The following is a 13,287-nucleotide window of genomic DNA, read 5'->3' as shown; positions in this document are numbered from 1 at the left end:
CCCCCCCACTACTAATCAGCTAAATGCCGAAGTCGATGATCCGAAGCTTAGACAGCGCGGATATCGGTGGCCTGAAGGCCCTTCTGGCCCTGAGTAACTTCAAACTCAACGCGCTGGCCCTCTTCGAGCGAACGGAAGCCGTTCGACTGGATGGCGGAGTAGTGTGCGAAAACATCATCCGAGTTGTCGTCCGGAGCGATGAAGCCGAAGCCCTTTTCGGCGTTGAACCACTTAACGGTACCTGTTGCCATGATGGGTGTGTCCTTTCGAGACTGTCCTGAAATGGGACGTAGGGGAGTCAATTCCACTGTGGAATCCACTTGCAGCTACGTGATTCAACGCGGTTCAGAAAGGTACTCGCCCCGGCAACGGGGTGTTTGCACTGAAATTACTGCGAGAAAAACTAGAACTACAAGCTCTACGGTACGCTACTTGGCGGCCAGTTGCTAGCACGGGGGTCTGTTTGGGTGATTGTTTTCCCAAATGACCCCTACCGTTTACCTGTCCACGCACCGCCGGTAACGCTCGATGACGATGTCAACAAGTTCCCGCGGCGGCGTCTGGCTGGGGTCCAGCAACGGGGCACCAAGCACATCCGGGCGGCAGCCTGCCACTATGTCAGCGAAGTATCCGGGTGCCAGCAGATAGCTGGAAACCACCGTGCGTCGGGCGGGGTTGAGGGTGCGGGCAGCGTCCAGGACATCGGGCAGGCGCGGCTCGGCTGCCGAGATGAAGGCGGGGGTCACGGGCACCTGCAACCGGCCGGCCAGCAGCTGGGCCATGGTCTGGCAATCGGCAATCCCACGCGGATCCGTGGACCCTGCGCAGGCAAGGACCACTGCCTCGCCACGGATCCAGCCGGCCTCCACCAGTCGGCGATGCAGCACTGCGGCCAGGGACGCATCGGGGCCAAGAGGGGCAGCCACCTTGGTTCCCGGGCGTCCGCCCGCGGCGGCGGCAAGATCGCCCGAGGCGTGGGTACCGGCCGATAGCAGCAGCGGGACGAGCGCCGCCTTCTGCCCCGGGGCAAGGGCACCTGAGCGCAGGTACGGATCAACCCGCGGATCCTGCACATCGACGAACGCTCCGTGTACGGCCGTTTCGGCCAGTGCGAGATCCACCACATCCACCAGCGCCCGGACGGCCGTCCGTCCGGCTGGATCATCGGTGCCGTGGGAGACCGCCACCAGATCGGGGGAAGGAATGGTTTCCATCCAGCCCATCCAGGCCGGGTGTTCAACGGTTCCGGCGCTCGGGTGGACGGTGCGCGTCAAGGTCGTGGTGCTCATGGAGTCTTCTCCAGCCACAGCATGCCCTGGTGCAGGTGCACCGGGTGGATCGGCAACGCCGGTGCCGCCCCGCTGAGGCAGTCGCCGGTGTCCAGGCGGTACACCTCCTTGTGCAACGGGCAGGCAATCGTGGGAACACGGTTGCCGGCAATGGCCTTGTCGCCCAGGATGCCTCTGGCCATGACCTTGGCACCGGTGCCGGGGCAGTGGTGCGAAGCGGCGAAGAACTCGCCGCCTTCCGTGCGGTACACGGCCACCTGGGTGCCTTCAAGCCACGCGGCCTCGCCCCAGCCGGGCTCGAGGTCTGCCATCCGGCATACGGCAACCATCCCATGAACGGTCTCGAGCATGCTTTCTTCGAGCGTTGCACTCATCGCTTCGGTCCTCTCGTGGTTTCTTCTTGGATGCACCGAGCCTAGAAGGGCCTTGTTACGCAAGGTGCGATGGCACGTTGCGTGCCGGTAAACCCCGGCTCACGGGACCGCGTCCGGCCGGTGATGCCGCGCATGGTCGGCCGGACGCGAAGCCCCGGTCCCCCCGTTTTGCGGATGTTGGCAAGGAGATGCCGCCGCTGTCGTTACGGGCGTGTTTCGAATACCTCACGGTTTGCGTTTTGTCTGGGACGCAGAGTTGTCCTGCCCGAAACATGGAGGAAATTGCGGGGCAAAACCGGTCTCCTAGGGTGGAAAGTGACCACCGACGAGCCAGCGTGCAAGAGTGAAAGTCGAGTAACAAGACATGAGTACAGCCAATGGATCCCGCCGCATTGTCGTGATTGGCGGCGGCCCCGCCGCCCACCGTTTCACCGAGGCGATGGCGGCCCGCGAACCGAGCAACCTCAAGATCACGGTACTCACCGAGGAAGCACACCTTCCCTATGACAGGGTTGCCCTCACCAAGGCCCTCACCGATTCCTCTGTCGACCTCACGCTGGGGGACGCCGCGCTCTGGCAGCGCGAAAACGTGGTCCTGGAGACCTCCGCTGCCGTGAACCGGCTGGACGCGGACAAGAACCTTGTCCACACCGCCGACGGACGCAGCTTCGGATACGACGAGCTGGTGCTGGCCACCGGCTCGAACGCAGCAACGCTGCCGATCCCGGGGAATGAACACACCCACGTCTACCGCACCCTCGAGGATGTCCGGGCCATTGCCGCCGGCATCGAGGTGCTGGCCGCCGGGTTGGGCCGCCAGCCGGTCGTTGCGACCATCGGTGGCGGGTTGCTGGGGCTCGAGGCAGCGGCAGGAGCCCAGTCCCTTGGCGCGCAGGCAGTGGTCATCGACGGCGGCAAGTGGCTCATGGGCACCCAGCTCGACGAGGGCGCCGGCCAGGCCATGGGCAGGCTGATCGCCCAGACCGGATTCACCGTCCACGGCGGGGTCTTCCCCCAGGAAGTCACCCTCGAGGAGGTCGAGGGCACGAAGAGGGTCACCGGGGTGCTGATGGCCGACGGCAACCACATTGCCGCCGACATGGTCATCGTTTCCATCGGTGTGCGCCCGCGCGACGAACTGGCCCGCAACCACAACGCCGCGCTGGAGGCCGATGGGCTGGCGGGCCCGGTCTTCGGCATCGGACCCCGCGGCGGCGTCGAGATCGATGGGCACTGTGCCACTGCGGTGCCCAACGTGTGGGCCATCGGAGAGGTCGCGAACTTCGAGGGCATGTGCGTGGGCCTGGTGGCCCCGGCCAATTCCATGGCCGAGGTGCTCGCGGCGCACCTGCAGGGCGGTGAAGCGGCCTTCACCGGCTTCGACACCGCCACCAAGCTCAAGCTTTCCGGGGTTGACGTGGCAAGCTTCGGCGACGGGTTCGCCCGCACCGAGGGCGCGCTGGAGGTCGTCTACGCCGACGCGGCCCGTGGCCTGTACCAAAAGATCGTCGTCTCCTCCGACGCCAAGGTCCTGCTCGGCGGGATCTTCGTGGGCGACGCGAGCCCTTACCAGTCGCTGCGCCCGCTGCTGGGCCGCGAGCTTCCCGCGGAGGCCGGCGCCTACCTCAGCGCACTGGGCGGCGAGGTGCCCGACGGCGAGTTGCCCGACGACGCGGTGCTCTGTTCCTGCAACGGCGTGAGCGTCGGATCCATCAAGGACGCGGTCGGCGGCTGCGGGTCCTGTACGGGCAGCGAACCTGTCAACGACCTGGCGACTCTGAAGACCTGCACCCGCGCAGGAACCCAGTGCGGTTCCTGCGTGCCGATGCTCAAGAAGCTCATGGAATCGGAGATGACCAAGAACGGCGTCGTCGTCTCCACCGCCATGTGCGAGCACTTCGAGCTCTCCCGCTCCGAGCTCTTCGAGGCCGTCCGGCTGGCCGGGCTGCACAGCTACCCGCAGATCATGGAACGCTTCGGCACCGGGACCGGATGCGACATCTGCAAGCCGGTCATCGCCTCGGTGCTCGCGTCCCAGACCTCGGGCCACCCGATGGAGGCCGGCCTGGCCGGAGCCCAGGACACCAACGACCGCGTCATGGCCAACATGCAGAAGGACGGCACGTACTCGGTGGTCCCGCGCATCCCGGGCGGGGAGATCACCCCGGAAAAGCTCGGCGTGATCGCCGCGGTCGCGCAGAAGTACAACCTCTACACCAAGCTCACCGGCGGGCTGCGCATCGACATGTTCGGCGCCCGGCTGGAACAGCTGCCGGAGATCTGGAAGGAACTGGTGGACGCCGGATTCGAGTCCGGGCAGGCCTACGGCAAGTCGCTGCGCAACGTGAAGACCTGTGTCGGTTCCTCCTGGTGCCGCTACGGGATGCTGGACTCGGTGGCCATGGGCATCGAGCTGGAACTGCGCTACCGCGGGCTGCGCGCCCCGCACAAGTTCAAGATGGGCGTCTCGGGCTGCGCGCGCGAATGCGCCGAGGCCCGCGCCAAGGACGTGGGCGTCATCGCCACCGCCGAGGGCTGGAACCTCTACGTGGGCGGCAACGGCGGGGCGAACCCTGCCCACGGCCAGTTGCTGGCAGGGGGCATCGACGACAAGACGCTGATCCGCTACATCGACAGGTACCTGATGTACTACATCCGCACCGCCGACAAGCTCCAGCGCACCGCGCGCTGGATGGAGGACCTGGACGGCGGCATCGAGGCGGTCCAGCGCGTGGTCGTCGAGGACTCGCTGGGACTGGGTGCCGAGCTTGAGGCGGCCATGGAAACCCACGTGGGCAACTACCAGGACGAATGGGCGGCCACGCTCGCGGACCCCCAGAAGCTGCGCCGCTTCCGCTCCTTCGTCAACGCCCCGGAACAGACCGACCCCGACCTGCACTACGTGCCCGAACGCGGACAGCACCGCCCAGCCGAGCCGGTGCGCCTGGGCGCGACCATTTCCATCGGAGCCCCGACCTCGACCCAGGAGCAATCATGATCGCCAACGGACTGCAATTGCACGGCCAATTCGTGCTGGTCGCCGGCGCCCGCTGGGCCGCCCGGCACGTGGTGGCACGCTATGTTTCCGCCGGTGCGCTGGTCCTGCGGGCCCACCACCCACACGAGCTGGAGGGCCACCGCGACATGCTGGGCTCGCTGCGGCTGGTGGTCGCCGTCGAGGACGGCGCCGCGGGCTGGGACGTGCTGGAGGAGATCGCCGCCGGCGAATCGATCCTGCTCTGCCGCGAACCGGCGGCCTCGCGCGATGGGGGCATCACCCTGCTGGGCGGGGGACCCGGCAGCAGCGACCTGCTCACGGTTCGCGGTGCCGCGGCGCTGGCCAACGCCGACGTGGTCTTCCACGACAGGCTGGGACCGGGCCACGACCTGGCAGCGCTGGCCCCCGGGGCGCAGCTCATCGACGTGGGCAAGGCACCGGGAAACCACAAGGTGCCCCAGGACCGCATCAACGAACTGCTCATTGCCGAGGCGCGGGCGGGGCGGGCGGTGGTGCGGCTCAAGGGCGGGGACCCCTTCGTCTTCGGTCGCGGCTCCGAGGAACGCGACGCAGCGCTGGCCGCTGGGATCAAGGTCCAGGTGGTGCCGGGTATCAGCAGCGCGATCTCGGTGCCCGGTGCCGCGGGGATCCCGGTGACCGCCCGCGGGGTGTCCAAGGCCTTCACCGTGGTCTCGGGCCACGACCCCTTCAGCGACACCGAGCTGGCGCACCTTGCGGGCATCGGAGGGACCCTGGTGGTGCTCATGGGCGTGGCCACGCTGCAGCAAAACACCGCCGGGTTGCTGCGCCACGGGCTGGCCGCCGACACCCCCGCCGCCATCATCGAACGCGGATTCTGCGACACCCAGCGCAGCACCCGGGCCACCCTGGGCACTCTGGCCGAGGCGGCGCGGGCCGCGGGCTGCTCCAACCCCGCGGTCATCGTCATTGGCGGCGTTGCCGCCCTGGGCGCGGGCGTCGACGAACTGGCCGCCCTGGGCTCGGCGGCCGTGCGATGAGCGCCACGGCAACGGCGGGCACCGGGACGCGGATCGGCGGGGCGCTGGCCGGATTCCGCATCGCGGTGACCTCCCAGCGGCGCTCGGCCGAGCTCATCGAGGCCCTCGAGCGCCGCGGGGCCCAGGTACTGCACGCCCCGACGCTGCGCCTGGCACCGCTGGCAGAGGACGCCGAGCTGCTGGCCGCCACCCGCCGGATGCTTCGGCTGCGCCCCGAATACGTGCTGGTGAGCACCGCCTATGGCTTCCGCCGCTGGTTTGAGACGGCCGAGGCCGCGGGGCTTGGCGACGAGCTGGCCGAGGTGCTGCGCGCGGCACGGATCCATGTGCGAGGGCCCAAGGCGCTGGGGGCGGTGCGCGCCCTGGGCTTCGAGGCGGAGGCGAGGGCGGGGGACGAGCTGACCTCCACCATGGTGGCCGGACTGGCCCCGCTGCTGGAAGGCAAGGCCGTGGTGCTGCAGCACCACGGGATCGGGGACGACGAGGCCGCCGCCACGCTGCTGGAGGCGGGCACCCGCGAACTGCTGAGGATCAGTCCCTACCGCTGGGTGCCGCCGGAAGACGCCGGGAAGCTTGAGGTGCTGCTGCGGGCGCTGTGTTCGGGGTCCCTCGACGCGCTGACCTTCACCAGTGCCCCCGCGGTGGTGGCGTTGCTGGAGGCGGCACGGAACAACGGCTGCCACGCACAGCTGCTGGAAGCCCTGCAGTCCACCATCTGCACGGTGGCAGTGGGGCCGGTGACCGCAGCTCCGCTGCTCGAGGCCGGCATCTCGCCGCTGGTCCCGGCACGGCACCGGATGGGCGCGATGATCCACACCCTGGTCGAGCACCTGGGCCGGCGCGGGGCACTGGAATGCGCCACCGTGCTGGGCACCTGCCAATTGCGCGGGGACACCGTCCACCTGGGCGGGAGGGGCCGGGAACTAGGGCCCGGCCAGCTGCGGATCTTCAAGGCGCTGCTGGAGGCCGGCGGAAACGTCGTCTCCCGCGGCACCCTGGCGGCACTGCTGCCTGACGGGTCCTCGGACCACGCGCTGGACATGGCGGTGAGCCGCCTGCGCGGCGCGCTGCCCGATGCCCGGCTGGTTTCCACCGTGGTGAAGCGCGGCTACCGGCTCAACGCCTAGGGCCGCGTTTCGGCCGGCACCCGGCGCAGCGCGAACGCCAGGATCGCGGCGGAGGCCAGGGCCAGCACCATGGCGATCGCGGAGGTGTACAGCACGCCCTTGTCGAAGGCCTCGGCGGCCGATTCCAGCAACCGCTCGGCGGCCGGGGCGCCTAGGCCCTGGGCAACCTCGTGGGCGCCGCCCAGGGTCTGGCGGGCGGTCTCGGCGTCGTCGGCTCCCAGCTGGGCGGGGATCGAGACGTTGCGGCTGTAGGCGGCATTGAGGATCGAGCCCAGCACCGCGGTGCCCAGCACCGAACCGACCTCATAGGCGGTTTCGGAGATCGCCGACGCGGCGCCGGCCTGTGCCGGCGGCACCGCGGAAAGTGCCATGTCGTTGGACAGCGTTTCGCTCAGGCCCACGCCTGCACCCAGCACGCCGAAGGCAACCATGAGCATCGGGACCGAGCCCGACTGGCCGGTGAGCATTACGATGCCGTAGGCCAGTGCGTTGAGCCCCAGGCCCCACACCATCACGTGCTTGACTTCGAAGCGCCGGGTCAGGCGGACCGCCAGCAGGCCGAATCCGACCGTCAGTGCCAAACCCGGCAGCATCAGGACGCCGGCCATCATAGGCGTGTAGCCGGCGACCAATTGCAGGTGCTGCGAGATGAAGTAGATGAAGCCGACCAGCGCGAAGATGCTCAGCAGGTTCACCGCCAGGGCGGAGGAGAAGCTGGGGTTGGCAAAGAGCCGCACATCCAGCATCGGGTTGGCGCGCCGCAGCTGGCGGCGGGTGAATGTCGCCCCGGCGGCCAGCCCCACGGCGATTGCCGCGACAGGGACCAGCGGCGAGCCCCCGTTGGACAGTTCCTTGATGCCGTAGACGATCGGCAGCAGGGTCATGATGGCCAGGACAATGGACAGCGGGTCGATGGCCCCGGGGTTCGGGTCCTTGGACTCGGGAACCAGGGCGGGGGCCAGCACCAGCAACGGCACCAGCATGGGGACGGCGATCAGGAAGACGGAACCCCACCAAAATTGCTCGAGGAGGAAACCGCCAACGATCGGGCCCAGCGCAGCGCCGCCGGAGAAGCCGGCGGCCCAGATGGCGATGGCCTTGCGGCGCTCGAGCGGGTCGGTGAAGATGTTGCGGATCAGCGAGAGCGTTGCCGGCATCAGCATGGCGCCGAAGACGCCCAGCAGGGCACGGGCGGCAATGAGCTGTTCGGCGTTGGCGGCAAACGCCGCGGCGGCCGAGACCACGGCGAATCCGGTGGAACCGATCAGCAACAACCGGCGGCGGCCGAACCTGTCGCCGAGGGAGCCCATGGGCACCAGCAGCCCGGCAAGCACCAGCGGATAGATGTCAATGATCCACAGCAGCTGGTTCCCGCTGGGCGACAGCGCCGCCGACAGCGCCGGGACCGCGAAGCTGAGCACCGTGTTGTCGACGGAGATCAGCAGGACCGGGAACATGAGGACAACAAGGGCAGCCCAGCGTCGGCGGTGGAGGGTGCCGATGGCCGGATTCCTGGGAGTGCTCGTGGCGCGGTGGATGCTCATGGGGGATCGTTTTCCTGGAAATGTATTGGATGGCTGACAACCATAACTGTACCGTCCGGACGGTACAGTTACAATGTGACGATGCCGACGTGAACGGGATAAGGTTCACTACATGTCTCGACCGCCATTAGCCAAGGAAAAGATCGTCGACGCCTACGCCGCGTTGCTGTGCGACGAGGGCGAGCGTGCGGCGACCATTGAGGCGACCGCCGCACGCGCAGGGGTTTCCAAGGGCGGACTGCTCTACCACTTTGCCTCCAAGGAGGCCCTGGCCCAGGGCGTCATCGAGGGGCTGATGCAGGCCCAGGCCCAGGACCTGGAACGCATGGGTTCCTCCCCGGAGGGCGCATCGCGGTACTTCGTTCGCACCTCTACCGTCATCGGCAGCGACCTGGACCGTTTCTTCCTGGCCGTGCTGCGCCTGGCCCAGGCCGGCCACGAAAACTCCATCGAGGCCTTGGACGTGGTGCACTCCGGGTGGCTCGACCTGATCCGCGCCGAGGTGCAGGACAAGTACGTGGCCGAAACCATCATGTTGATCGGCGAAGGGCTCTACTACCAGACCTCCATGCCTGGTCCCTGGTCCCAGGGAACCTTCGCCAAGGACCTGGAGCACCTGCTTGACCAGGTCGAACGACTCAAGAACGGCAGCTGAAAACACCGCCATGTCACTGACGCCACCGCGACAAAAGATGGCCGGCCGGATCGGTGCACTGCTGGGCATCATCCTGATGGCCCTGTCCCTGCGCGCCGCGGTTGTCTCCGTGCCGCCGCTGCTGGGAAGCATCGGACCGGAACTGGGCTTTGATTCCTTTTCCACCGGCCTGCTGGCCATGCTCGCCCCTGTCGTCTTCGCCGGGTTCGGGCTGCTCACCCCACGCCTGATCCGGTGGTGGGGGCTGGAAAAGGTGCTGGTCGCCGCGGTCCTGCTGGCCGTGGCCGGCCAGCTGCTGCGCGCCGTCGTGGGGGACGTGACCAGTTTCCTGCTGCTCTCGGCCATTACCCTGGCCGGATACGGCATGGGAAATGTGGTGTTGCCGCCGCTGGTGAAGAAATACTTCCCCGACCGCCTGGCGATCGTGACCTCGGGCTATGTCACGATGCTGGCCGTGGGCACCTGGATGGCCCCGCAATTTTCCGTGCCGCTGGCCAACCTGACCGAGAACTGGCGCGCATCCATCGCCGCCTGGGCGCTGCTCTCGGCCGTGGTCCTGGTGCCCTGGGGCATCCAGCTGGTCAGGGACCGCAAGCTCCCGCGCCCCGACACCCCGCTGGTCAACGGCCTGGTGCCCGCGCCACCGGTCCGGATCAACCCGTGGAAATCCCCCGTCGCCTGGGGCCTGGCCATCTTCCTGGCCGGAAACTCGGCGCAAACCTATGTCTACTTCACCTGGCTGCCGCCGTACCTCTCCGAACAGGGATTGGATACCCAAACCGCCGGATCGATGCTGGCGCTCTTCGCCATCCTGGGCCTGCCGGTGAGCCTGTTGGTTCCGCTGTGGGTTCCGCGTTTGCGCCACCCGATCGTGGCCGTGCTGGTCTTCACCGCCTTCTGGATCGCCGGCCACCTGGGCATGTACCTTTCGCCGACCGAGCACACCGCCCTGTGGGTGGTGTTTGCCGGCTTGGGCCAGGGCACCTTCGCCATTGCCTTGCTGATGATGAACTTGCGTTCGCGCAGCACCTACGGATCCGGAGTCCTGGCCGGCTTTAGCCAAGGCGTGGGTTATGCGGGAGCAGCGGTTGCGCCGCTGCTCTTTGGCATTGTCAAGGACGCCACAGGAGGCTGGAGCGCCTCCTTTGCCATGCTGGGGATCTGCCTGGTCGTGATGCTCACCGGCGCGATGATGATCAACGGGCCGCGGAAGATCGAGGACGGCCAGGGAGAAGCCAAGAGGCTCGGCGAACTCGAGCAGGTCAACTAGCCCCGACCCTTTTGTCCTAGTTGAGTTCGGCCTCGCGGTGCCACGGTCCGACTGCCTTGGGGACGTGCCAGCGCAACTTCAGCGAGAGCACGCGGAGCGTAAAGACGATGGCCGCCACGCCAAGCTCCCACATCCACCCCGAGAAGCCCGCCACCCAGAGGGCGGCGATGAGCCCGGCACCAATCATGGCCGGAACCGCATACATGTCGCGCGGGTCGAAGATCGCCGGGGTCTGGTTGGCCACCACGTCACGCAGCAGGCCGCCGCCCACTGCGGTCGTGACTCCCAGCAGGGCGGCGGCAAAGGGGTTCATCCCGAGCTCCAGCGCCTTGACCGTGCCGGAAGTGCAGAACAGCGCCAGGCCCGCGGCGTCAAAGACCAGCAGTGGCCGCTTCAGCCGCTGCACGCCGGGGGCCACGAAATAGACCAGCAAGGTGGCAAGGGTCGGCGGGACGAAGTAGTAGGGATTTGCGAACGCGGTGGGGACCTCGCCCAGGATCACGTCGCGAACGATGCCGCCGCCGATTCCCGTCAGGCCCGCCAGCAGCAACGACCCGACGATGTCGAAGCCGCGCCGGGCAGCCAACAGGGATCCGGAGACGCCAAAAAAGAAGACACCCAGAAGATCGAACATCAAGGGCATTGTCACCGGTTCTCATCCTCTGTCTTCGGGGCTCGGTTGCGGCCGGGCGCTCAGGATTCATTACAACACGGAGAAGGAACGGATCACGGTTTCGGTGACTTCATCGCCAGGTGGATCTTCCGGATGGTGTTCATGTTCCGGGTCGTCACCAGCGTCCCGGAGGCGACCTTGGCAAAGTGCTTTGCCAACGGAGTCTTCAGGCTTTCGCCACGCTGCACCTCCCAGCAGATGGCGTGGCCCAGCCTCGCCACACGCTCGGCGGACGCGGGTTCCGGGGCGCTGGCCAGAATAGCGGCAGCATCCTTTTGGCTGCCCGTGAGGACCAGGTATTCGTGCCGTTGGATCCCGTCGTCGGGCGATTCAAAGGGAAACCCGGTCACGATTCGCTCAAGCTGTTCCACGTCCTGGACGATCACCGGGATGTCCCGGCCATATTGCTCCCGCAGGGCTTGTTCAATGCCTGCCTTGATGCGCGCCGGATCGGTCTCCTCGCTGGCCAGCACCACGTTGCCGCTGGCCAGCAACGTGCGGACCTGCGTAAATCCGGCATCCTGCAGCAACTCGACGAGGTCCTTCATGAGGACCTTCACGCCGCCGACGTTCACCCCGCGCAGGAAGATCGCATAGAAATCCATGTGGCCAAGTCTGCTCCGTGCGCACCTGCGGTGTCCATTCGATCCCCGACGCACCACGGGGCCGCACCCGCAAAAAGCGGATACGGCCCCGTGGGGATTCGAACGTTGGCCCCGAAGGGGCGGGGTCCTAGCCGCCCACCAGCGGCGAGATTGCCTTGAAGAGCTGCTGGACACCGAGGGAAATGAAGAGCAGGGCGGTGATGCCCAGCAGGATGTTGGTGTGCAGCTTGTTGGCCCAGGCCTTGGGGATCCGCTTGCCGTTGAGCAGGCCCAACAGCGTCACGGCCAGGAACGGCATGAACAGCGAGCCGAGCACGCCGTAGGCCAGGATCAGGCCGATCGGCTGGTCCAGCAGGAACAGGACCATCGGCGGGAAGGTGAGCCACAGGACGTAGAACTTGAAGTACTTGCCGCCCACGCGGGTGTCCGCGTGCCCGGATTCCTTGCCGCGCATGTTTCCCCAGAAGTCGGCGAACATCAGCGAAACGCCGTTCCACACACCGATGATCGAGGAGAAGGAGGCGGCCCAGAAGCCCACCAGGAACCCGGTGCCCACCACGTTTCCGTATTTCTCGTTCAACACGGTGGTCAGGTCCAGCAGGCCGGCGTCGCCGGCGGACAGCGAGACGCCCGCTGCGCGCACGACCTCGGCGCCGACGATCAGCATGGCGATCACGAAGATGCCGGTGATCACGTACGCCATGGAGTTGTCGATCCGCATGACCTTCATCCACTTGGGCGTGTACCAGCCCTTTTCACGCAGCCAGTAGCCGTAGGCGGCCAGGGTGATGGTGCCGCCCACGCCGCCGGCCAGCGCCAGGGTGTAGACCAGGCCTCCGGAAGGGATCGAGGGGATCAGGCCCTTGAACATCTCCGGGATGTTCGGCACCGCGATGATTGCCAGGCCGACGACGGTGACGAACATGATGCCCACCAGCACCGCGGTGATCTTTTCGAAGATCTCGTAGCGGCCGAACCAGACCATGGCGAACCCGGCCAGGCCCATCAGGACCGCCCAGATCTTCAGGTCGACGGCGGGGAAGAGCGCTGCCAGCGGCATGGCCGCGGAGCTCATCGCGGTGGCGCCGTAGACGAAGCCCCAGATGATGATGTAGGGGCCGAAGTACCAGGTGGTCCACTTGCCCAGGGACTTCCAGCCCTCGAAGATGGTCTTTCCGGTGGCCAGGGTGAAGCGCCCGGCGCCCTCGACCAGGATGATCTTCAGGATGACGCCGACGATCACGGCCCAGAGCAGGCCGTAGCCATAGCGGGAACCGGCGACCAGGGTGGCGACCATGTCGGCTGCGCCGACGCCGGTGGCCGCGACGACCAGGCCGGGCCCGACGATCTTCCATTTGGCCGGCTTGCCACCGTCATCGTCGATGCGGTCGGCGTGCGCCCCCTTGAACAGGGGCAGGTTTTCTTCTGTTGGCATGAGCCTGTGATTCCTAATCCTTGTGGTTGCCGTCTGGGCCCGGGATGCAGCCCTCGGGGCGGCACATCCGGCACATCCGGCACGATCCTGCGCGTCCTTGCGGGCCGGAAAACTGCCCGTGGGACACCCTGCGGCGGACGTTGTCCGCCGGTGGCGCAGGGGATGGGCACGGTGGATGAGCGCAACATTGCGGATCCATGTGGGCCAAGTCCCGTGCAAGTGTCTTGTCACACACCAAGGTATAGGTGATCGCTCGCACATCCGTACTTATTTGCCCAGTCCTAACACTTTCTTAAGG

12 protein-coding genes are annotated in these 13,287 nt (G+C 67.1%); 5 read left to right on the top strand and 7 right to left on the bottom strand.

The genetic code is table 11. The features are described from left to right. Positions 1-47: 47 nt before the first annotated feature. The 3 genes from ACIPUB_RS15035 to nirD all read right to left on the bottom strand — a co-directional run bounded on the left by ACIPUB_RS15035 (position 48) and on the right by nirD (position 1,663). Positions 48-251 (bottom strand): cold-shock protein, encoded by a 204-nt coding sequence (locus tag ACIPUB_RS15035; protein WP_007271190.1) that lies wholly within the window; start codon positions 249-251, stop codon positions 48-50. Positions 252-497: 246 nt separating this feature from the next. Then, the gene (locus ACIPUB_RS15030; RefSeq protein ID WP_407608098.1) at positions 498-1,289 is read right to left on the bottom strand and encodes a sirohydrochlorin chelatase; all 792 of its coding nucleotides are present in this window, start codon (positions 1,287-1,289) and stop codon (positions 498-500) included. Then, positions 1,286-1,663 (bottom strand): nitrite reductase small subunit NirD, encoded by a 378-nt coding sequence (gene nirD, locus ACIPUB_RS15025; protein WP_407608097.1) that lies wholly within the window; start codon positions 1,661-1,663, stop codon positions 1,286-1,288. Before nirD ends, ACIPUB_RS15030 begins: the two co-directional genes overlap by 4 nt. Before the next feature lie 364 nt (positions 1,664-2,027). Between nirD and nirB the strand changes: the two genes are divergently transcribed. Genes nirB through ACIPUB_RS15010 form a run of 3 tightly spaced genes read left to right on the top strand, consistent with a single transcriptional unit; the run spans position 2,028 to position 6,807 of the window. Then, positions 2,028-4,661, top strand: coding sequence for a nitrite reductase large subunit NirB (gene nirB / locus ACIPUB_RS15020; RefSeq protein WP_407608096.1), 2,634 nt, complete (start codon positions 2,028-2,030; stop codon positions 4,659-4,661). Beyond that, positions 4,658-5,680: a uroporphyrinogen-III C-methyltransferase gene (cobA, locus tag ACIPUB_RS15015; protein WP_407608095.1), complete on the top strand. Its 1,023-nt coding sequence runs from the start codon at positions 4,658-4,660 to the stop codon at positions 5,678-5,680. Before nirB ends, cobA begins: the two co-directional genes overlap by 4 nt. Continuing rightward, positions 5,677-6,807, top strand: a complete 1,131-nt coding sequence (locus ACIPUB_RS15010) for a uroporphyrinogen-III synthase (protein WP_407608094.1) — start codon at positions 5,677-5,679, stop codon at positions 6,805-6,807. The genes cobA and ACIPUB_RS15010 overlap by 4 nt, the downstream gene beginning before the upstream one ends. On the opposite strand, the gene ACIPUB_RS15005 is transcribed toward ACIPUB_RS15010, so the two are convergent. Beyond that, positions 6,804-8,351 (bottom strand): MFS transporter, encoded by a 1,548-nt coding sequence (locus ACIPUB_RS15005; protein ID WP_407608093.1) that lies wholly within the window; start codon positions 8,349-8,351, stop codon positions 6,804-6,806. The two genes, ACIPUB_RS15010 and ACIPUB_RS15005, sit on opposite strands and share 4 nt — an antisense overlap. 112 nt (positions 8,352-8,463) lie before the next feature. On the opposite strand from ACIPUB_RS15005, the gene ACIPUB_RS15000 reads away from it, so the two are divergent. Next, complete coding sequence (locus ACIPUB_RS15000; RefSeq protein ID WP_407608092.1) at positions 8,464-9,006, top strand: TetR/AcrR family transcriptional regulator; 543 nt, start codon at positions 8,464-8,466, stop codon at positions 9,004-9,006. Positions 9,007-9,016: 10 nt separating this feature from the next. Continuing rightward, positions 9,017-10,276: a CynX/NimT family MFS transporter gene (locus tag ACIPUB_RS14995; RefSeq protein WP_407608091.1), complete on the top strand. Its 1,260-nt coding sequence runs from the start codon at positions 9,017-9,019 to the stop codon at positions 10,274-10,276. 16 nt (positions 10,277-10,292) lie between these two features. Here the strand turns inward: ACIPUB_RS14995 and ACIPUB_RS14990 are convergent, their stop codons facing one another. The 3 genes from ACIPUB_RS14990 to ACIPUB_RS14980 form a co-directional block, all read right to left on the bottom strand. After that, entirely contained in the window at positions 10,293-10,919 is a 627-nt protein-coding gene (locus ACIPUB_RS14990; RefSeq protein ID WP_407608090.1) for a trimeric intracellular cation channel family protein, read from the bottom strand. 83 nt (positions 10,920-11,002) lie between these two features. Then, the gene (locus tag ACIPUB_RS14985) at positions 11,003-11,554 is read right to left on the bottom strand and encodes a DUF1697 domain-containing protein (RefSeq protein ID WP_407608089.1); all 552 of its coding nucleotides are present in this window, start codon (positions 11,552-11,554) and stop codon (positions 11,003-11,005) included. A 127-nt stretch (positions 11,555-11,681) separates the two neighbouring features. Then, positions 11,682-12,989 carry an Nramp family divalent metal transporter gene (locus ACIPUB_RS14980; protein ID WP_407608088.1) on the bottom strand — a complete coding sequence of 436 codons (1,308 nt, stop codon included), beginning with the start codon at positions 12,987-12,989 and terminating at the stop codon, positions 11,682-11,684. Positions 12,990-13,287 lie beyond the last annotated feature (298 nt).

The organism is Paeniglutamicibacter sp. ORCA_105 (assembly GCF_045798545.1).
Taxonomy (GTDB): Bacteria; Actinomycetota; Actinomycetes; order Actinomycetales; family Micrococcaceae; genus Paeniglutamicibacter; species Paeniglutamicibacter sulfureus.
Note: the sequence above shows the minus strand (reverse complement) of the source record. Positions and strands in the feature narration are given on the sequence as shown.